24 protein-coding genes are annotated in these 18,517 nt (G+C 64.2%); 23 read left to right on the top strand and 1 reads right to left on the bottom strand.

What is annotated here, in order from left to right:
• Positions 1-182: 182 nt before the first annotated feature.
• From rplN to WBP07_RS10205, 23 genes are all read left to right on the top strand, one after another.
• Positions 183-551, top strand: a complete 369-nt coding sequence (gene rplN / locus WBP07_RS10315; RefSeq protein ID WP_395390950.1) for a 50S ribosomal protein L14 — start codon at positions 183-185, stop codon at positions 549-551.
• Positions 551-868 (top strand): 50S ribosomal protein L24, encoded by a 318-nt coding sequence (gene rplX, locus WBP07_RS10310; RefSeq protein ID WP_142635101.1) that lies wholly within the window; start codon positions 551-553, stop codon positions 866-868. The genes rplN and rplX overlap by 1 nt, the downstream gene beginning before the upstream one ends.
• The gene (gene rplE, locus WBP07_RS10305) at positions 861-1,442 is read left to right on the top strand and encodes a 50S ribosomal protein L5 (protein WP_142635097.1); all 582 of its coding nucleotides are present in this window, start codon (positions 861-863) and stop codon (positions 1,440-1,442) included. Before rplX ends, rplE begins: the two co-directional genes overlap by 8 nt.
• Positions 1,443-1,468: 26 nt before the next feature.
• Positions 1,469-1,774 carry a 30S ribosomal protein S14 gene (gene rpsN / locus WBP07_RS10300; protein ID WP_086490047.1) on the top strand — a complete coding sequence of 102 codons (306 nt, stop codon included), beginning with the start codon at positions 1,469-1,471 and terminating at the stop codon, positions 1,772-1,774.
• 12 nt (positions 1,775-1,786) lie between these two features.
• Positions 1,787-2,182 carry a 30S ribosomal protein S8 gene (rpsH, locus tag WBP07_RS10295; RefSeq protein ID WP_395331277.1) on the top strand — a complete coding sequence of 132 codons (396 nt, stop codon included), beginning with the start codon at positions 1,787-1,789 and terminating at the stop codon, positions 2,180-2,182.
• Positions 2,182-2,715: a 50S ribosomal protein L6 gene (gene rplF / locus WBP07_RS10290; RefSeq protein WP_395390948.1), complete on the top strand. Its 534-nt coding sequence runs from the start codon at positions 2,182-2,184 to the stop codon at positions 2,713-2,715. The genes rpsH and rplF overlap by 1 nt, the downstream gene beginning before the upstream one ends.
• Entirely contained in the window at positions 2,715-3,053 is a 339-nt protein-coding gene (gene rplR / locus WBP07_RS10285; protein WP_207078134.1) for a 50S ribosomal protein L18, read from the top strand. Before rplF ends, rplR begins: the two co-directional genes overlap by 1 nt.
• Positions 3,054-3,055: 2 nt before the next feature.
• Positions 3,056-3,760, top strand: coding sequence for a 30S ribosomal protein S5 (gene rpsE / locus WBP07_RS10280; RefSeq protein ID WP_395390946.1), 705 nt, complete (start codon positions 3,056-3,058; stop codon positions 3,758-3,760).
• 6 nt (positions 3,761-3,766) lie between these two features.
• Entirely contained in the window at positions 3,767-3,943 is a 177-nt protein-coding gene (rpmD, locus tag WBP07_RS10275; RefSeq protein ID WP_395390945.1) for a 50S ribosomal protein L30, read from the top strand.
• A 152-nt stretch (positions 3,944-4,095) separates the two neighbouring features.
• Positions 4,096-5,631, top strand: coding sequence for a hypothetical protein (locus WBP07_RS10270; RefSeq protein WP_395390944.1), 1,536 nt, complete (start codon positions 4,096-4,098; stop codon positions 5,629-5,631).
• 117 nt (positions 5,632-5,748) lie between these two features.
• A complete protein-coding gene (locus WBP07_RS10265) occupies positions 5,749-7,110 on the top strand; it encodes a hypothetical protein (protein ID WP_395390943.1) in 1,362 nt (453 codons plus the stop codon).
• A 151-nt stretch (positions 7,111-7,261) separates the two neighbouring features.
• Complete coding sequence (gene rplO, locus WBP07_RS10260; protein WP_395390942.1) at positions 7,262-7,741, top strand: 50S ribosomal protein L15; 480 nt, start codon at positions 7,262-7,264, stop codon at positions 7,739-7,741.
• Between the two features lie 236 nt (positions 7,742-7,977).
• Positions 7,978-9,345, top strand: a complete 1,368-nt coding sequence (secY, locus tag WBP07_RS10255) for a preprotein translocase subunit SecY (protein WP_395390941.1) — start codon at positions 7,978-7,980, stop codon at positions 9,343-9,345.
• Between the two features lie 35 nt (positions 9,346-9,380).
• A complete protein-coding gene (locus tag WBP07_RS10250; RefSeq protein WP_395390940.1) occupies positions 9,381-10,028 on the top strand; it encodes an adenylate kinase in 648 nt (215 codons plus the stop codon).
• 102 nt (positions 10,029-10,130) lie between these two features.
• Entirely contained in the window at positions 10,131-10,823 is a 693-nt protein-coding gene (locus WBP07_RS10245; RefSeq protein ID WP_395390939.1) for an SRPBCC family protein, read from the top strand.
• A 399-nt stretch (positions 10,824-11,222) separates the two neighbouring features.
• Positions 11,223-11,591 (top strand): 30S ribosomal protein S13, encoded by a 369-nt coding sequence (gene rpsM / locus WBP07_RS10240; protein WP_142635077.1) that lies wholly within the window; start codon positions 11,223-11,225, stop codon positions 11,589-11,591.
• Between the two features lie 51 nt (positions 11,592-11,642).
• Entirely contained in the window at positions 11,643-12,032 is a 390-nt protein-coding gene (gene rpsK / locus WBP07_RS10235; RefSeq protein WP_007011846.1) for a 30S ribosomal protein S11, read from the top strand.
• Between the two features lie 105 nt (positions 12,033-12,137).
• On the top strand, positions 12,138-13,205 hold the full coding sequence (locus WBP07_RS10230) for a DNA-directed RNA polymerase subunit alpha (RefSeq protein ID WP_395390938.1): 1,068 nt from the start codon (positions 12,138-12,140) through the stop codon (positions 13,203-13,205).
• Positions 13,206-13,286: 81 nt separating this feature from the next.
• Positions 13,287-13,787 carry a diacylglycerol kinase family protein gene (locus WBP07_RS10225; RefSeq protein ID WP_395390937.1) on the top strand — a complete coding sequence of 167 codons (501 nt, stop codon included), beginning with the start codon at positions 13,287-13,289 and terminating at the stop codon, positions 13,785-13,787.
• A gap of 103 nt (positions 13,788-13,890) precedes the next feature.
• Entirely contained in the window at positions 13,891-14,313 is a 423-nt protein-coding gene (gene rplQ / locus WBP07_RS10220; RefSeq protein WP_395390936.1) for a 50S ribosomal protein L17, read from the top strand.
• Positions 14,314-14,551: 238 nt separating this feature from the next.
• Positions 14,552-16,714, top strand: coding sequence for a prolyl oligopeptidase family protein (locus tag WBP07_RS10215; RefSeq protein WP_395390935.1), 2,163 nt, complete (start codon positions 14,552-14,554; stop codon positions 16,712-16,714).
• Positions 16,715-16,846: 132 nt separating this feature from the next.
• Positions 16,847-17,275 carry a hypothetical protein gene (locus WBP07_RS10210; RefSeq protein ID WP_395390934.1) on the top strand — a complete coding sequence of 143 codons (429 nt, stop codon included), beginning with the start codon at positions 16,847-16,849 and terminating at the stop codon, positions 17,273-17,275.
• A 161-nt stretch (positions 17,276-17,436) separates the two neighbouring features.
• On the top strand, positions 17,437-17,775 hold the full coding sequence (locus tag WBP07_RS10205; RefSeq protein ID WP_395390933.1) for a hypothetical protein: 339 nt from the start codon (positions 17,437-17,439) through the stop codon (positions 17,773-17,775).
• A 99-nt stretch (positions 17,776-17,874) separates the two neighbouring features.
• Here the strand turns inward: WBP07_RS10205 and WBP07_RS10200 are convergent, their stop codons facing one another.
• Complete coding sequence (locus WBP07_RS10200; RefSeq protein ID WP_395390932.1) at positions 17,875-18,516, bottom strand: trimeric intracellular cation channel family protein; 642 nt, start codon at positions 18,514-18,516, stop codon at positions 17,875-17,877.
• Position 18,517: the final 1 nt, after the last annotated feature.

Below are 18,517 nucleotides of genomic sequence, written 5' to 3'. Positions count from 1 at the left end.
CGGGACATTTCCGGACCACTTCAGCCTCGGCCTCAGGGCCGGACAAGAGTGTTGACCTAGGCGGGTGAATGCGGCAAAGGGCCGCACTTCGCCCGTCGGGGCGACTCGGGCCCCTCGTGGGCCTGTCTTTTTAGGAACTGCCGGACTGGTTCCGGCAAGCCAGTTGAGAAGGACTCGGATCGATGATCCAGATGCAATCCAATCTCGACGTCGCGGACAACAGCGGCGCGAAGCGCGTCCAGTGCATCAAGGTGCTGGGTGGCTCGAAGCGTCGTTTCGCAGGCGTCGGCGACATCATCGTGGTGTCGATTAAGGAGGCGCAGCCCCGCGCTCGCGTCAAGAAGGGCGACGTTCACCGTGCGGTGATCGTGCGTACCCGCAAGGACGTGCGTCGTGCAGACGGCAGCGTGATCCGCTTCGACGGCAATGCCGCCGTGCTGATCAACAAGAACGAGGAGCCGATCGGCACTCGTATCTTTGGCCCCGTCGTGCGCGAGCTTCGCGGCAAGGGCTTCATGAAGATCATCTCGCTTGCTCCGGAGGTGCTGTAATGGCTGCCGCGAAGATCAAGAAGGGTGACTCCGTCGTCGTCCTGTCCGGCAAGGACAAGGGCCGCACCGGCACCGTGCTTCAGGTTCTCCCGAAGGACGCCAAGGTCGTGGTTGAGGGCGTGAACGTCGCTACCAAGCACCGCAAGCCGACCCAGCAGAACCCGCAGGGCGGCATCGAGCGCACTCCGGCTCCGATGGCGATCAGCAAGGTTGCCGTTGCCGACAAGGACGGCAAGCCGACCCGCGTTCGCTTCGAAGTCAAGGACGGCAAGAAGGTCCGCGTGGCCGTGAAGTCCGGGGAGACCATCGATGGCTGATTACACTCCGCGCATGCGCACCCGCTATGACGACGCGATCGTCAAGGCGATGACCGAAAAGTTCGGTTACAAGAACGCGATGGAAGTGCCCAAGATCGAAAAGATCACGCTCAACATGGGCGTGGGCGAGGCGAGCCAGGACAAGAAGAAGGTCCAGACCGCCGCTGTCGAAATGGAAGCCATCGCTGGTCAGAAGCCGGTGATCACCAAGGCCCGCAAGTCGATCGCACAGTTCAAGCTGCGCGAAGGCATGCCGATCGGCTGCAAGGTGACCCTGCGTCGCGAGCGTATGTACGAATTCCTCGATCGCCTCATCACGATCGCGATGCCCCGCATTCGCGACTTCCGTGGCCTGAACCCCAAGTCGTTCGACGGCCGTGGTAACTACGCGATGGGTCTTAAGGAGCAGATCATCTTCCCAGAGATCAGCTACGACAAGATCGAGAAGGTGCGTGGTATGGACATCATCGTCACCACCACCGCGAAGACCGACGAAGAAGCACGCGAACTGCTGCGTCTTTTCGGTTTCCCGTTCCCGGCCGAAGCGGCTTCGGAACAGAAGGAAGCGGCGTGAGCCGCTGATAGAGAGAGCTTAAGTCCATGGCGAAACTGAGTTCCGTGAACAAGAACGAGCGTCGCAAGAAGCTCGTTAAGAAGTATGCAGGCAAGTACGAGCGCCTCAAGGCGGTCGCTGCTGATGAATCGCTCGATGAAACCGAGCGTCTCATTGCTCGCCTGAAGCTGGCCGAGATCCCGCGCAACGGCAACCCGACCCGGGTTCGCAACCGCTGCGCCACGACCGGCCGTCCGCGCGGTTATTACCGCAAGTTCGGCCTGTGCCGCGTCGAGCTGCGTGATCTTGCCAACAAGGGCATGATCCCCGGCGTGACCAAGTCGAGCTGGTAAGGGTTAGAAGCAATGGCATTGACCGATCCCCTGGGTGATATGCTCACCCGCATCCGCAACGGCCAGCAGGCGAAGAAGGACTCCGTCCTTTCCCCCGCCAGCAAGCTGCGTGCGCGCGTGCTCGAAGTTCTCCAGCGTGAGGGCTATATCCGTGGTTTCAGCGATGACACCACTGGTGCCCACCCGCAGCTGCGCATCGAGCTGAAGTATTTCGAGGGCGAAGCCGCTATCAAGCACATCGCCCGCGTCTCCAAGCCTGGCCGCCGCGTCTACTCGGGTTCGAAGGAACTCCCGGTTGTGCGCAACGGTCTCGGCATCACCATCGTCTCGACGCCGCGTGGCGTGCTTTCGGATGCCGAAGCGCGCGCTGCCAACGTCGGTGGCGAAGTGCTGGCGGAGGTGTTCTAATGAGCCGCATCGGCAAAAAGCCGGTTGTGATCCCTGGCGGGGTCACTGCCGCCATCGACAACGGCACGCTCAGCGTGAAGGGCCCCAAGGGCACCCTCACCATGGGTCTGTCGGACCTCGTGACCTACTCGGTCGAAGAAGGTTCGATCGCCGTTCAGCCTGCCAACCAGTCGAAGGCTGCCCGCAGCCACTGGGGCATGCAGCGCACCCTCGTTTCGAACCTCGTTGAAGGCGTTACCAACGGCTTCTCCAAGGTCCTCGAGATCAAGGGCGTCGGCTACCGCGCCGCGGCTCAGGGCAAGAACCTGAAGCTGCAGCTCGGTTACTCGCACGACGTGGACATCGCGGTGCCGGAAGGCATCGAGGTCAAGACCCCGGATAACACCACGGTCGAGATCTCTGGTATTGACAAGCAGAAGGTCGGCCAGCTTGCGGCCGAAATTCGCCGCTGGCGCAAGCCCGAACCCTACAAGGGCAAGGGTATCAAGTACCGTGGCGAGTTCATCTTCCGCAAGGAAGGGAAGAAGAAGTAATGGCCAAGCTTTCCCTTTTTGCGCGCCGCGCCCGGCGCGTCCGCACGGCCCTGAAGGCCCGTTCGGGCGGCCGTCCTCGCCTGTCGGTGCACCGCACCGGCCGTCACATCTATGCGCAGATCATCGACGATGCGCAGGGCCGTACGCTGGCCGCCGCCAATACCCTTGGCGGCAAGGGCACCGACAAGGATGCCGCGACCCGCGTTGGCAAGGAACTCGCCGAGGCCGCCAAGAAGGCGGGCGTTACCTCGGTGGTGTTCGACCGTGGCGGTTTCCTCTTCCATGGCCGCGTCAAGGCGCTGGCCGAAGCCGCCCGTGAAGGCGGGCTGGAGTTCTGATCATGGCTGACGCAAACACCGAAATCCAGACCGAGGCTCCGGCCGCTGAAGGCCAGGAAGTCCGCGAAGGTCGTGGTCGTGGTCGTGGCCGTGGCGAACGCGGCGAGCGTGGCGGCCGTGGCCGTCGCGACGATCGCCGTGGCGGCCGTGGCAACAACGAGGAAGAACAGGGCGAGGAGCTCATCGAGAAGCTCGTCCACATCAACCGCGTTTCGAAGACCGTTAAGGGCGGTAAGCGCTTTGGTTTCGCAGCTCTCGTCGTCGTTGGCGACGGCAAGGGCCGCGTAGGCTTCGGCCACGCCAAGGCTCGCGAAGTGCCTGAAGCGATCACGAAGGCCACTGCTTCTGCAAAGAAGAAGATGGTCCGCGTGCCGCTCAAGGACGGTCGCACCCTGCACCATGACGGCAAGGGCCACTTCGGCGCCGGCAAGGTGAACGTGCGTACGGCTCCCGCCGGTACCGGTATCATCGCCGGTGGTCCGATGCGCGCCGTGTTCGAAAGCCTCGGCGTCCATGACGTCGTGACCAAGTCGGTCGGCACCTCGAACCCGTACAACATGATCCGCGCCACCTTCGACGCGCTGACCAACCAGACTTCGCCGAAGTCGGTTGCCCAGCGTCGTGGCAAGAAGGTCGCCGACCTTCTGGGTCGTGGCGGCGCCAGCGAGGCAGAGGCGGAAGCCGCTGCCGAAGCCATCGCGGAGTAATCAGTCATGGCGAAGATCAAGATCAAGCAGATCGGTTCGCCGATCCGTCGCCCCGAGAACCAGAAGAAGATCCTGATCGGTCTGGGCCTCGGCAAGATGAACAAGGTCGTCGAGCTGGAAGACACCGCGGAAGTCCGCGGTGCGATCGCCAAGCTGCCGCACATGGTTGCGGTGATCGACTGATCGACCGTCCGATCCCGAGCTGTAACGGTTCGGGTCAGGAACACGAAAGGGCTCCGGTGGAAACGCCGGGGCCTTTTTCTTTGCCCTTCGCGTACGTGGGAGAGCCTTCGTTAACCATGTCTGCCCTATGCCGGGGCCGATAGGGGGGACGTGTGGAACAGGCCGGGGCATTTCAGCGTAGCGAATTGGGCGGGCTTGCCGGATCCGGCGGGATGGGCGGCGTCCTGGCGCGGGCAGCGAGGGCCTTGGGCTCCGGCTCGCTGGCATCCGCGTTGCTGTTCCTCTGTGTGGCGATCGCGCTGCGGGCCAGCACTTACGGTGATCCCAATGTCCACGGCGACGAGGTCTTCTATCAGACCGTCGGCCTGGCCATGCATCACGGCGCGGTTCCTTATGTGGACGTCTGGGACCGTAAACCCTGGGGCCTGTTCTTCCTCTACTACCTGATCACCGCGATTTCGGATCAGCCGATCGCCTATCAGCTGGCGTCGACCGTGTTCGCGGCGGCGACCGCCTGGGTCATCAGCCGAATCGCGAGCCGCTGGAACGCAGGGCAGGGCGCACTATTCGCCGGCCTCGCGTACCTGCTCTGGCTGGAACAGGCGCAAGGCTTCTTCGGCCAGGCGCCGGTCTGGTACAATCTTTTCGTCGCGACGGCCGCTCTGCTTGTTCTTCAGACCGTGCATGAGCTTGGCGAGGGCAAGGTGACGTGGCGTCCCTGGGCGGCCATGGCGCTGGGCGGCTGCGCGATCACGATCAAGCAAACCAGCCTGTTCGAATGCGCGTGGTTGGGCAGCTACGCCGCTTACGCGCTCTGGCACTCTCCGCTCGCGAAGCGGCGCAAGTTGCTGACGATCGCCGGATGGATGCTGCTGGGCGCGGCACCGACGTTGGGCATCGCGCTCGGTTACGCATTTGCAGGCGATGGCCCGATCTGGTGGCAGGCGATGGTCGGCGCGAATCTGCGCAAGACGATCGACCCCGCCACGTCGGCGATCCGCGCCTTGCTCATGTTCGTGATGCTGGCGCCTTTCGCGATGCTGCTGGTGCTCGGCCTGCCGAAAATGCAGCGGGAAGAGCGCGGCTTCCTGGTCGGATGGCTGGCTGCGGCAGGTCTGGGCCTGCTGTCGGTGCCGAACTTCTATCCGCACTACGCGTTGCCGATGCTCATCCCGCTATGCATCGCTAGCGCCGGCTTCTTTGCTGGCCGTTGGACCGGGCCGGTTGCGCTTGCGGTCATGGCGCTGCTGGCCTTCCGCGATACCCAGGTTCTTGATTTCGAGCATGCCCGCCGCTCGCGCGCTGCACTGGCGGAGCTTGAGCAGGCCGTACGCAGTCATGACGATGGCGGACCGCTGTTCGTCTATGACGGACCTTTCCAGCTCTACGCGATGACCGGGCACCACTTCGTCACGCCGCTGGTCTTTCCGCCCCATCTTGCCCAGGGTATCGAGAAGGACGTGAGTTACCTCTCCACCCTTGGCGAAGTGCGCCGCGTGCTGGCCGAGCGTCCCTCGACCCTGGTGCTGGCCAGCAAGCCAAGGCAGGGGCCGGTCAATTGGGAAACCATGGTTCCGGTCCGGGCCTATGCCTTGCGCAATTGCCACCTGGTTTCCCGCGTCCTCACACCTGAATGGCTGCACGAAGAGACCATCGATGTCTGGGCGGACTGCAATCGAGCCCATTGATTCTGTTCAATGAGACGCGAAAAGCTGTGCGTTGGTGCAAGTTCATCTCCACCCGGGCCCGAATCCTGTGCTAAGCGGCCCCCAATTCCGGCATCTTGCACTTCCCTGGGGGATACCTTGCTTCGCAGGACAATCGCGGCCTCATCGCTGATTCTCGCTTCACTCGCCGTTTCCGGCTGCGGTGGCGGCACCTCCGGCGACGATGAGACGTACGTCGAGGAAAGCCCCGCCGCAGAGCCGCCTTGCGCCGATCCGCTGGCGGATCCTGCGGTGCTGGCGCGCAATCGCAATGCCGATCGTGCACTGAAGGCCGCGCTGGCCTCGGGCCGGGCCGATCCGATCGAGGAAGCGCAGAAGGCGGCCGCCGCCGGCGATTTCCGCCTGGTTGCGGCAGTCACCGTCGAAGGCATCGACACGCGCGAATTCGGGGCGATCTGCGCCCTTCGCGGCGGGCTGAACCCGCGCATGGCGCGCGTCGTCACTTATTACGGCGAGGATGGCGAACCGTCTCCCGAACCGTCCGATACCGCCAGCGGCGCGGCCGAAGGGGGAAGCGAGGACAAGCTCGTCGCCTTCGCGCGCGCCTTCAACCAGACGCTGATCGCCGATCCCGCCTATCCCTATCGCGACGTCTGCCGCCCGCTTGCGGCGCAGGAAGCCGATGCGGCGGGCAAGGATGTGGGCTCCGCCCGCGGTGCGGTGGTCCGCGCCGTCAGTGAGGCGCCGACGCGCGCCTACGGGTTCCCGGACCTTGGTCCGCTGCAGACCGGCGCGACGCTGGCCGACGCCGCGCGGCGCGGCAATGTCGCGGCTATGCGCCGGATGCTCGATGCGGAAGCGCGCGAGTTGAAGAAGGCCGAGGCTGCCGCTTCGGACAAGCCGGGCGCAAAGGCGAGCGACAAGCCCACGAACGGGCCGACCGACCGGCCTACTCCGGTGGGCATGATCGATGCCCCCGATCTCTTCGGAATGACGCCGCTGGCCTGGGCCATGGCCTATCACCGGGACGAGGCGGTGCGCTTCCTGCTCTCCCGCCATGCAAGTCCGTCGGGCGCGCAGTGCCAGGCACTGGTCGATCGCGATTCGCCGATGCAGATCGCCCGTGCCTCCGGATGGGTCGGCATGGTCCAGCGCATGAAGCCGATGGTTTCCGAAGACGATTACGCCGCACTGGCTGAGGAACCGAAGCTGGCGGATGGCAGCAAGGCGGACTTCAACAGCGAACTGGGCAAGCTGGGCGAACGCTACGGCACCATCTTCCACAAGGACGAGATGACCCGCCACGCGCTGACCTTCAAGGTCGACGCCCACGGCAAGATGACGTCGTGCGAGTTCGCGCCCAAGACGATCTCGCCCGAATTCGATGCGGATATCTGCAAGTTGGGCCGCGACGTGCTGGAATGGCAGCCCGGCCGCGATTCGGAAGGGCGCCCGCTTGGCGGCGAAGGCAAGGTGATGATCCGCCTGCGGGGCACCTGACGGCCCGCGAATCGGGTCTGCACTGCCGAAAAAGCCCGGAATCGCGCGGGATTTGGCGCAGACGCCGCATTAGGGGGTGACAGCCGGGCACCTTTCCCTTAAGGGCGCGCCTTCCTTCAAGCGCGACTTAAAGCGAAAGCGAGTGCAGATTATGAAACTGAATGACATCCGCGACAACGCCGGCGCCCGTCACCGCCGCATCCGCGTGGGCCGTGGTATCGGCTCGGGCAAGGGCAAGACCGCTGGCCGCGGCCAGAAGGGTGCCAAGGCACGCTCGGGCGTTTCGATCAACGGCTTCGAGGGCGGCCAGATGCCGCTCCACATGCGCCTTCCGAAGCGCGGCTTCAGCAACAAGAAGTTCGCCAAGGACTTCGCTGAAGTGAACCTGGGCATGATCCAGAAGGCGATCGACGCCGGCAAGCTGGACGTTGCCAACACTGTCGACCACGCCGCCCTCAAGGGCGCCGGTCTGGCTCGTGGCGGCAAGGACGGCGTGCGTCTCCTCGCCAAGGGCGAACTGACCGCCAAGGTCACCTTCAACGTTGCCGGTGCCTCGAAGGGCGCCGTTGCCGCGGTTGAGAAGGCCGGCGGTTCGGTGATCGTTCCTGCCAAGGAAGCCGCCGAGGCCTGAGGCCCGTTGGCATCGCATCCGCGATAAGCTCATAGGAGAGGGCGGGCGCCATGCGCTTCGCCCTCTCTTTGTTCCCGGGGTCGCATTATGAAGGCGATATGGGAACAATGACAGGGACGGGTCTTTCAGACCCTGCGCGAATGTCTATATGAGCGGACCAGAACCGGGGTTCGACAAGCCTGCGCTCAGTCGCTAAGGCAAGTGCGAACCGACTATTCGAGGCATTACCAATCGTCATGGCTTCTCGCGCCGACAACGTTGCCAGCTCGCTGAACCTGGCCAATTTCTCGAAGGCCACCGAACTGAAGAACCGTATCTGGTTCACGGTCGGTGCGCTGATCGTCTTCCGCTTTCTCAGCTTCGTGCCGCTCCCGGGCGTGAACCCGGTGATTCTCGCCAAGCTCTACGACAAGACGCAGGGCGGCATCCTCGACCTGTTTAACACCTTCTCGGGCGGTTCGCTTTCGCGCATGAGCCTGATCGCGCTTGGCGTGATGCCCTACATCACCGCCTCGATCGTGGTCCAGCTCGCTGCGGCGCTGCACCCGGCGCTGATGGCGCTGAAGAAGGAAGGCGAAGCAGGCCGCAAGAAGCTGAACCAGTACACGCGTTACGGCGCGGTCCTGCTTTGCGCGATCCAGGGCTGGTTCCTTGCCGTCAGCCTTGAAGCGTATGGCGCTTCGTCTGGCCTCGCGGCAGTGGTCGACCCCGGCTACCTGTTCCGCATCGGCGCGGTCATCTCGCTGGTCGGCGGCACCATGTTCCTGCTGTGGCTGGGCGAACAGATCACCTCGCGCGGCATCGGCAACGGCGTGTCGCTGATCATCATGGCGGGCATCGTCGCCCAGATGCCGACTTTCGCCAGCAATGTGGGCCAGGCCTACAGCGCCGGCGACACCGGTTCGATCCTGATCATCTCGCTGATCGGTCTGGTCGTGCTCATGATCCTGGGCATCTGCTTCTTCGAACGCGCCACGCGCCGCCTGCTGATCCAGTATCCCAAGCGCGCCACCCAGCGCGGCATGATGCAGGCCGATCGCAGCCACCTGCCGCTCAAGCTGAACACGGCCGGCGTCATCCCGCCGATCTTCGCCAGCTCGCTGCTGCTGCTGCCGCTGACCATCACCCAGTTCGCCGGCAAGTCGCTGAACCCGGATTCGATGGGCGGCAAGATCGTCGTCACGCTCAACCAGTACCTCGGCCACGGTAAGCCGCTGTACATGGCGCTCTACGCGGCCGGCATCATCTTCTTCTCGTTCTTCTACACCGCCGTCGTCTTCAATCCCGAAGAAACTGCGGACAACCTGAAGAAGAACGGTGGTTTCATTCCCGGCATCCGTCCGGGCAAGAACACCGCCAACTATCTCGATTACGTGCTGACGCGCGTGACCGTGATCGGCGCCCTGTACCTGACCGTGGTCTGCACCGTTCCCGAGTACTTCCTCTCGATGACCGGTCTGCCGCTGCTGTTCATGGGCGGCACCAGCCTGCTGATCGTCGTCAACGTGACGGTGGATACCATCACCCAGATTCAGTCGCACCTGCTGGCGCACCAGTATGGCGACCTGATCAAGAAGGCCAAGCTGAAGGGGCGCATGCGCTGAGGGGCGCAAGCTCAGGGATAATTGAGGGGTAAGGCGTGAATATCATCCTGTTGGGCCCGCCGGGGGCGGGCAAGGGCACCCAGGCACAGCGTCTGGTCGAGAAGCATGGCATGCGTCAGCTCTCGACCGGCGACATGCTCCGCGCCGCGGTCAAGGCCGGGACGCCGACCGGGCTTGAAGCCAAGGCCGTGATGGATCGTGGCGAACTGGTATCCGACGCGATCGTCTCGGCCCTGATCGGGGACGAGCTGGACGCGATGGGCGCCGGCACCGGTGCCATCTTCGACGGCTATCCGCGCACTGCCGCGCAGGCCGAATCGCTGGACGAGATCCTGGCCGCGCGCGGCCGCAAGCTCGACCATGTGATCGAACTGGAAGTGAACGAGGATGCGCTGGTGGAGCGCATCACCGGCCGCTTCACCTGTGCCACTTGCGGCAAGGGCTATCACGACAAGTTCGAACAGCCCAAGGTGCCGGGCGTTTGCGACAAGTGCGGTGGCACCGAGTTCAAGCGCCGGCCGGACGACAATGCCGAGACCGTGCGCACGCGCATGGCCGAGTATCGCGCCAAGACGGCGCCGATCCTGCCGATCTACGAAGAGCGCGGGATCGTCTCCAAGGTCGACGGAATGGCCGACATGGACGATGTGACTGCCGCCATCGAGGCGGTGCTCAAGTCCTGAAGCATCGAAGGGCTCGCGGCATACCGCGGGCCCTTTTCGCATATGGGCTCAACAACCGCGTAGCCGGGGCAGGCGGGCGGTGACTGCGGGGGATTGATGGACATGAAGGCGACTGCGTTTGCCGTTCTGATGCTGGTGGGGTTTGCGCCGGTGGTCGCCACGCCGGCTGTCGCGCGCGTGCAGGAGGCCAGCGAACGAGGCATGGTCATGCGCTATGTCGCGCATGTCCCGGTCGGCCCGGATGAGGCCTGGGCGGTGCTGGTCAAGCCGGCGCAATGGTGGGACGCCGAGCACACTTATTCGCACGACGCGGCGAATCTCTCGCTCGATGTGCGTCCGGGTGGATGTTTTTGCGAAGTGCTGCCCAGCAAGGACACGCCAAAGGCTGCGCCGCGCGGCGGCGTCGAGCACATGCGCGTGATCTACGCCGAAAAGGGCAGGGCGCTCAGGATGTCCGGCGCGCTGGGGCCCTTGCAGGCCGATGCGGCGGTTGCCACGCTGACGTTCCAGTTCAAGCCGGACGAGACCGGCACGCAGATTTTGGTCGAATATGTCGTAGGCGGGTATTTCCGGGGGGACGCGGCGAAGCTGGCGCCGATGTTCGACGGGGTGCTGGGCGGACAGGTGGATCGTCTCGTCGAAAAGCTGGGCGGCAGTTTCGCGGCCGCATTCAAGCCGGGGACGCTCGATCTGCTGCCTTCTCAGGCGGCGGGGCAGCCCGCTGCGGAGACGTCCGAAGGGGCCGGGCCGCCGGCGCCCGAATCGGATTCGAAGGCAAGGATCATCGGCCGTTGAGCGGGCTTTCGCATGCTCGCTTGCAAGGCAGGTGCTTGCCCTTGCAGCGGTTTCTTTGACTGGGTGGCGCCGATGGGTTACAGTCCGCACATTACGGGCTCCGGAATGACCGCGCGAAAGCGGCGGCGGACCCGTCGGCCATGGAGCGCGGCAGGCCGCGCACATCGGGTCGCAGTCCGGGCCAAGTCGCCCGAGCGCTTGAATGCGGCTTCGCAGGCGTTGACATGCCTTGCGAATCGTTCTAAGCGCGCCGTTCACTTGACACTTGCGGCAAGTCCGGATGGTACAGGCAACATGCTTGCTGTGCTCCGGACCTTTTGCCATTTCAGCAGTTTTAGGTGTTTGAGCGTTGAGATGGGAAAGCCTGTAGGGGCATTCCTGTGGAGCATGGAGAATTAAGTGGCTCGTATTGCCGGGGTAAACCTCCCCACCAACAAGCGCGTTATCATCGCGCTCACCTATATCCATGGCATCGGTCGTACCAAGGCCCTGGAAATCGCCGACAAGCTGGGCATCGACCACAGCCGTCGCATTCAGGACCTGTCGGACGCCGAAGTCCTGCAGATTCGCGAAACCATCGACGCTGAACACACCGTCGAAGGTGACCTTCGTCGCGAAACCGCGATGAACATCAAGCGTCTGATGGACCTCGCCTGCTACCGTGGCCTGCGTCACCGCAAGGGTCTTCCGGTCCGCGGCCAGCGCACGCACACCAATGCGCGCACCCGTAAGGGCAAGGCCAAGCCGATCGCCGGCAAGAAGAAGTAAGTCGCCTTTCGGCTTCTTTCCCGCAGCGACTAATCTACAGGATATACGGACATGGCACGCGAACCCCAGCGCATTAAGCGCCGCGAACGCAAGAACATCACCAGCGGCATCGCGCATGTGAATGCTAGCTTCAACAACACCATGGTGACCATCACCGACGCCCAGGGCAACGCGATTTCGTGGTCCTCGGCCGGCATGATGGGCTTCAAGGGCAGCCGCAAGTCGACTCCCTACGCCGCGCAGGTCGCCGCTGACGACGCTGGCAAGAAGGCCGCCGAACACGGCGTGCGCACCCTCGAAGTCGAGGTCAAGGGCCCCGGTTCGGGCCGTGAGAGCGCCCTGCGCGCCCTCCAGGCTGTCGGCTTCACCATTACCTCGATCCGCGACGTGACGCCGATCCCGCACAACGGTGTTCGTCCGTCTAAGCGCCGTCGCGTCTGATCGAGCTAATACGGACGGCGAACCGGTCGCCGTCCGTCTTCGGAACGTCCCAAGCCTTTCCACCAGGCTTCGGGGCGTAACCGCCATCACTCCCAGGGGAAGTCCATGACTGTCAACATCAAGAACTGGCAGGAACTCAAGAAGCCGAACAGCCTTGAGATCAAGCCGGGACCCGACCCCAAGCTGAAGGCGACGTTCATCGCCGAACCGCTGGAGCGTGGCTTCGGCCTGACGCTCGGCAACGCGCTGCGCCGCGTGCTGCTCTCCTCGCTGCAGGGCGCCGCGATCACCTCGATCAAGATCGAGAACGTCCTTCACGAGTTCTCGTCGCTGGCTGGCGTTCGCGAAGACGTCACGGACATCGTCCTCAACGTCAAGCAGATCGCGCTCAAGATGCAGGGCGAAGGCCCGAAGCGTCTCCAGCTCTCGGCCACTGGCCCGGGTGAGGTGAAGGCCGGCGACATCGCCGTGTCGGGCGACATCGAGGTCATGAACAAGGACCTCGTGATCTGCCACCTCGACGAGGGTGCGGTCCTGAACATGGAACTCACCGCCGACACCGGCAAGGGCTATGTCCCCGCCGTGTCGAACCGTCCGGTTGACGCGCCGATCGGCCTGATCCCGGTCGATTCGCTCTACTCGCCGGTCCGTCAGGTCAGCTACAAGGTCGACAATGCCCGTATCGGTCAGGAACTCGACTACGACAAGCTGAGCCTCACGGTCGAGACCGACGGCACCGTCACCCCGGAAGACGCCGTGGCCTATGCTGCGCGCATCCTCCAGGACCAGCTGGCGCTGTTCGTCCACTTCGAGGACATCGCCCCGGTTGGCGCCTCGCCGATGATCGGCATGGCTGCCGGTGGCACCACGACCTCGGAAGAGAGCGACACCAACCAGCTCAACCGTTACCTTCTCAAGAAGGTGGACGAGTTGGAACTCTCGGTCCGTTCGGCCAACTGCCTCAAGAACGACAACATCATCTATATCGGCGATCTGGTCCAGAAGACCGAAGCCGAGATGCTGCGCACGCCGAACTTCGGCCGCAAGTCGCTCAACGAGATCAAGGAAGTCCTTTCGTCGATGGGCCTGCGCCTCGGCATGGACATCCCGGGCTGGCCGCCCGAGAACATCGAAGAGATGGCCAAGAAGCTGGAGCAGGAACTGCTCGGCTGATCGGCACCTTCGGTACCGAATTGAAGAGGGCTCCGCGGGAAACCGCGGGGCCTTTTTCTTTGGCTGCCACCTGCACGCGATATGCACTGCGCGTGCATGGAAAGATCACTGTTCGCCGGCCGCTCCCAGCGGCTAACTGACGGTATGGACGATCGGCCCAATGGTATCCCGTTTAGCCCGCGCGCACGCTTGGCCAGCTTTGGCCATGCCTGGCGGGGACTTCGTCGGATGGTGCAGCGCGAACACAACGCGCGGATCCATCTGGCCGCTTCGCTGGGCGTCATCGGTGCAGGGCTGTTCCTGCACGTTGGGATAGCCGACTGGCGCTGGCTCGTGGTGGCGATCACAATGGTCTGGTTGGCCGAGGCGTTCAACACGGCGGTCGAAAATCTGTGCGATCACGTTGAGCCGGCCTTCGATCCTGCAATCGGCCGCGTCAAGGATATGGCAGCCGGGGCGGTCCTGATCGCCTCCCTGGCGGCTGCGGCCATCGGATTGTTGACGCTCGGCCCGCCCATTTTGGCGCTTCTGGGTGCGGCGTTACCCGCTCTACGCTTGACTCTTCCGCCGTTTTCGGGTTGAGGGCGCGCTTCACACGCAAGTGAACCGGCTTTGGGCGGTGGCCGCACCACATCGCCCGGCAGGCAGTACCTTGAACGGCTGTCTGACGAACGGAGAAGAAGACATGCGTCACAAACATGGCCAGCGCAAGCTGCAGCGTACCTCGGGCCACCGCGCCGCCCTGCTGCGCAACATGGCTGCCGCGCTCATCAAGCACGAGCAGATCCAGACCACCACGCCCAAGGCCAAGGAACTGCGCCCCTACCTCGAAAAGCTGATCACGCTTGCAAAGCATGGTGGCCTTTCGAACCGTCGTCTGGCGCACGCTCGCCTGATGGACGAGGCTCAGGAAAAGAAGCTCTTCGAAGTGCTCGCCGAGCGCTATGCAGGCCGCAGCGGTGGTTACACCCGCATCATCAAGGCTGGCATCCGCGCTTCGGACGCCGCTCCGATCGCGATCATCGAACTCGTTGACCGCGACGTTTCGGAAAAGGGCAAGGACTCGGGTCCGGTCCTGACCGAAGAAAACGAATACGCCGAAGCGTAAGTGGCTTTGGGAAGATGCGCTGAAGCGCATCTTCCTTGTGGCACCGGCCCTCTCCCCCACCCGACCACCCATAGGGTACTATCGTCGGGTGGTCGGGTGGGGGAGAGGGCCGGTGCTGCAATCCGGCGTCAGCCGGATCAAAGCTCAGCCTTTCCCACGGGAAAGGCGTCGCCGAGATTGAAAGGGCGGTTGCGAGTGCTAGGCTCGCAGCCGCCTTTTTTCATTCTCGGAGAATAACATGGTGCGTCTGGCCGGCCGTAACGGGCTTCTTGGCGGGGCTCTCGGCATGGCGCTTCTTGCGGCCACTTCGCTTTCGGCACAGGACAAGCCGATCACCTATCCCGAAACGCGCCGTGGCGACGTGGTGGATACGCTGTTCGGCGAGAAGATCGCCGATCCCTATCGCTGGCTCGAAGCCGACGTGCGCCATGATGCGGACGTGGCCGATTGGGTTTCGCGCCAGTCCACCTTCACCGAAACCTACCTGAAGTCGCTGCCACAGCGCGCGTGGTTCCAGAAGCGCATCAGCACGCTGACCGACTTCGAGCGCTTCGGCCTGCCGCAGAAGGCTGGCAAGCGCTACTTCTACACACGCAATTCGGGCCTGCAGAACCAGTCGCAGCTGTTCGTGCGCGATGGCCTGACCGGCACGCCGCGCCTGCTGCTCGATCCCAATGCCTGGGCCAAGGACGGCGCCACGGCGCTGGATAGCTGGGAGCCTTCGGACAAGGGCCGCTACCTGCTCTACAGCGTGCAGGATGGCGGCAGCGACTGGCGCATTCTGCACGTGCTGGATGTCGACACCGGCAAGGTCACGAGCGACGAGCTGCGCTGGGTGAAGTTCTCCGGCCTGTCGTGGATCGGCGAAGAGGGCTTCCTCTATTCGCGCTTCCCGGCGCCGAAGGAGGGGGAAACCTTCCAAAGCCGCAACTACAACCAGGGCATCTACTATCACCGGATCGGCACGCCGCAATCGGCGGACGAACTGGTCTACGCAACGCCGGACCATCCCGAGTACGGCCATACCGCCCGGGTAACGCAGGATGGCCGCCTGGCGATCATCGCTTCGACCATCGGCACCGATGCGCGCAACGACATCCACGTGATCGACCTTGCGGCGCGCAAGACGAAGGGCTGGCAGGCGGTACCGATCGTCACCGGCTTCAAGGACGATTGGAGTCTTGTCGAAGGGGCGGGCCAGCGGCTCTGGTTCGTTACCAACCAGAACGCGCCGCGCTACCGTCTTGTCAGCATCGATCTCGCGCAGAAGGCGCCGGCTTTCGCGGAAGTGGTGCCGCAGCGCGAGGATATCCTCGAACGCGCGGGCGTGATCGGCAGCAACCTCGTGCTCAACTACATGCGCGATGCCTCCAGCCATGCAGAGATCCTGTCTCTGGACGGCAAGACCGCGCGGTCGCTGGCGCTCAGCGGGATCGGCACGGCATCGGGCTTCCACGGCAAGCCGGGCGATCCGGAGACGTTCTATTCGTTCTCCAGCTTCAATCGCCCTGCGTCGATCTTCCGGCTCGACATGCGGACTGGCAAGTCGGAGGTCTTTGCCGAGCCGAAGATGGACTTCTCGCCCGACGATATCGTGGTGGAGCAGCGCTTCTATCCCTCGAAGGACGGCACGCGCATTCCGATGTTCCTGGTGCGCCGCAAGGACGTGGCGGCATCGGGCAAGCCGGTGCCGACGCTTCTCTACGGCTATGGCGGTTTCGATATCGCGCTGACGCCGGGCTATTCGCCGACGACGATGGCCTGGGTGCAGGCGGGTGGCGCCTATGCCATGGCCAACTTGCGCGGTGGCGGCGAGTACGGGCGCGAATGGCATGACGCGGGCCGCCGCGCCAACAAGCAGAACGTCTTCGACGACTTCATTGCGGCGGGCGAGTACCTGAAGGAGCAGGGCATCGCCGCGAAGGACGGGCTGGCCATCCAGGGCCGGTCCAACGGCGGCTTGCTGATCGGCGCCGTGACCAACCAGCGGCCTGACCTGTTCGCTGCCGCCGTGCCGCAAGTGGGCGTGATGGACATGCTGCGGTTCGACCGGTTCACGGCCGGCCGCTACTGGGTGGACGATTACGGCTATCCGGACCGCGAGGCGGACTTCAAGGTGCTGCGCGCCTATTCGCCGTATCACAACATCCACGACGGCGCCGCCTATCCGGCGATCCTGGTGACAACGGCGGATACGGACGACCGCGTGGTGCCCGGCCACTCGTTCAAGTACGCCGCCGCGCTCCAGCACGCATCGCTGGGGGACAAGCCGCACCTGATCCGCATCGACACGCGCGCAGGCCACGGCTCGGGCAAGCCGACCGACAAGCTGATCGAGGAAAACGCCGATGTGCTGGCGTTCATGGCGCAATGGACGGGCCTGAAGCCGGCATCCGAGTAATCGTTCAGGTAGTGAGGTAAAATCCTGAACCGTGGCTGTCGTTACGGTTCAGGATGCTCACAAGTCCAGGGACTTAGTCTCGACCACGTCACCGGGCATCGGGCCCGAAACGGGAAGTGGGACAGGCAAGTCATGAATATCTTCGCAACAGCATCGGGCCGGATGGCGGGCATACTGGCTGTGGGCGTGCTGGCGCTCTCGGCGGTTCCCGCTGCGGCGCTGGGATACGGCCGGGGCGGATCGCGCGATGCGGCGGGCCAGTGCAGCGCGGCGGCGGAGCGGACGGCCAATCGCTACAGCTACGGCGGCCGGGCGCGGGTGACGGACATCCGCAGCGTCGACCGCAAGGACTATGGCTACAAGGTCAAGGGCCGCATTGCCGTGAACGCCATGGGCCGCTCGTGGCACCGGGGCGATCCCGATTATGGCCAGGGCTGGGGCCGTGACTATCGCGGTTGGAATGCCGACATGCGCGGATGGGATTCGGGCACGTTCGAATGCAAGGTCGATTGGCGCGGCCGCGTCTACGGCATCGATTTCAAGGGCATCCGGGGCCTGTAAGCGGTACGCCGACCCGGTGCGGGCTTGAATTCACGGGTGAAAGCACGGAAAATGGCGGGGCGCGCTTCACTGCAAGCGCCTCCGCCATGATCGTTGCCCGATCCCCCCGAGGAGCCCGATCGATGACCGCGAGACCTTTGATAGCCCTGATACTCGCTCTGTTGCCTGCCGCTGCGCTGGCACAGGGAGATCGCTTCGCCAACGATCCGCGTCTGGACAACCGCCGCGATGCCTTCGGCGTCAGTTCCCGTCAGGCCGCTCATATGTGTGCCGCCGCCGCCGAAAAGGCGCTGCAAGGCGCGGAGTACAAAGGCGTTCAGATCGTTGGTCTCAAACAGATCGAGCATAAGGACCAAGGCTACGCGTTGGAGTCCTGGGTCAGCGTTTCCGGCGGCGGCCCGGCCGGTCGCGGGGAAGGCCCGTTGCGCGGCACCCTGAATTGCACGGTTCAGCAGGGCAAGATCGCCGGCCTCGACTTCGATGGGATACCCGGGGTCTAGAGCAGTTTCCGATCTGATTGCGTCGGATCAACTGCTCCAAGATTTTGGTTTGCCGCGTGTTCCGAGTCATCAGGTGAATCCACCTGATTGGAAAACGCTTTAGGCCTCGTCCTCCGGACCGATATGGGCGGGCAGGCCGAGCGACCATTGGATCGCCGCCCCGCGCAGCGCAAAGCCGGCCGCCGCGGCCAGCGCCCAGCTCAGCCCCGCAGACAGTCCCAGCGCGATGCCCAGCGCCGCCAGCGAGGCCGCCAGCGCGGCGGCAGTCACGTAAAGCTCCGGCCGCATCAGGATCGAGGGTTGCCCGGCCAGCACGTCGCGGATGATGCCGCCGACGCAGCCGGTCACCACGCCCATCAGGATCGCGGGCACGGCGGGCACGCCCCAGGCCAGCGCCTTGATGGTGCCGAACACCGCGTAGACGGCCAGGCCCAGCGCGTCCGCCCATTCCAGCAGGCGGCCTTGCCACCAGCGGACCGGGGTGAACCACGCCAGCAGCGCCACCGCCAGACAAACGGGTGCAACATAGTGATCGCGCACCCAGAACACCGGCGCGCCGATCAGCAGATCGCGCAAGGTACCGCCGCCCACGCCGGTCATCAGCGCGAAGAAAGCGGCGGTGACGAAGGTTTGGCGCATCTGCACCGCCGTCAACGCGCCGGACAGCGCGAATACGGCGATCCCGAACAAGTCGATCGCCGGGGGCAGGGCGGGGGCAAGGGGCGGAACTATCATCGGCATG

This window comes from Novosphingobium oxfordense (assembly GCF_044029435.1).
GTDB lineage: Bacteria > Pseudomonadota > Alphaproteobacteria > Sphingomonadales > Sphingomonadaceae > Novosphingobium.
Note: the sequence above shows the minus strand (reverse complement) of the source record. Positions and strands in the feature narration are given on the sequence as shown.

Bases quoted from the DNA above. Each gene is read 5' to 3' on its own strand.
- rplR (WP_207078134.1), top strand. From the start codon at position 2,715: ATGGCCAAGCTTTCCCTTTTTGCGCGCCGCGCCCGGCGCGTCCGCACG.
- rplE (WP_142635097.1), top strand. From the start codon at position 861: ATGGCTGATTACACTCCGCGCATGCGCACCCGCTATGACGACGCGATC.
- rplN (WP_395390950.1), top strand. From the start codon at position 183: ATGATCCAGATGCAATCCAATCTCGACGTCGCGGACAACAGCGGCGCG.
- WBP07_RS10215 (WP_395390935.1), top strand. From the start codon at position 14,552: ATGGTGCGTCTGGCCGGCCGTAACGGGCTTCTTGGCGGGGCTCTCGGC.
- rplF (WP_395390948.1), top strand. From the start codon at position 2,182: ATGAGCCGCATCGGCAAAAAGCCGGTTGTGATCCCTGGCGGGGTCACT.
- rpsH (WP_395331277.1), top strand. From the start codon at position 1,787: ATGGCATTGACCGATCCCCTGGGTGATATGCTCACCCGCATCCGCAAC.
- rplQ (WP_395390936.1), top strand. From the start codon at position 13,891: ATGCGTCACAAACATGGCCAGCGCAAGCTGCAGCGTACCTCGGGCCAC.
- WBP07_RS10200 (WP_395390932.1), bottom strand. From the start codon at position 18,516: ATGCCGATGATAGTTCCGCCCCTTGCCCCCGCCCTGCCCCCGGCGATC.
- secY (WP_395390941.1), top strand. From the start codon at position 7,978: ATGGCTTCTCGCGCCGACAACGTTGCCAGCTCGCTGAACCTGGCCAAT.
- WBP07_RS10225 (WP_395390937.1), top strand. From the start codon at position 13,287: ATGCACTGCGCGTGCATGGAAAGATCACTGTTCGCCGGCCGCTCCCAG.
- rplX (WP_142635101.1), top strand. From the start codon at position 551: ATGGCTGCCGCGAAGATCAAGAAGGGTGACTCCGTCGTCGTCCTGTCC.
- rplO (WP_395390942.1), top strand. From the start codon at position 7,262: ATGAAACTGAATGACATCCGCGACAACGCCGGCGCCCGTCACCGCCGC.
- rpmD (WP_395390945.1), top strand. From the start codon at position 3,767: ATGGCGAAGATCAAGATCAAGCAGATCGGTTCGCCGATCCGTCGCCCC.
- WBP07_RS10230 (WP_395390938.1), top strand. From the start codon at position 12,138: ATGACTGTCAACATCAAGAACTGGCAGGAACTCAAGAAGCCGAACAGC.
- rpsN (WP_086490047.1), top strand. From the start codon at position 1,469: ATGGCGAAACTGAGTTCCGTGAACAAGAACGAGCGTCGCAAGAAGCTC.
- WBP07_RS10245 (WP_395390939.1), top strand. From the start codon at position 10,131: ATGAAGGCGACTGCGTTTGCCGTTCTGATGCTGGTGGGGTTTGCGCCG.
- rpsE (WP_395390946.1), top strand. From the start codon at position 3,056: ATGGCTGACGCAAACACCGAAATCCAGACCGAGGCTCCGGCCGCTGAA.
- WBP07_RS10210 (WP_395390934.1), top strand. From the start codon at position 16,847: ATGAATATCTTCGCAACAGCATCGGGCCGGATGGCGGGCATACTGGCT.
- rpsK (WP_007011846.1), top strand. From the start codon at position 11,643: ATGGCACGCGAACCCCAGCGCATTAAGCGCCGCGAACGCAAGAACATC.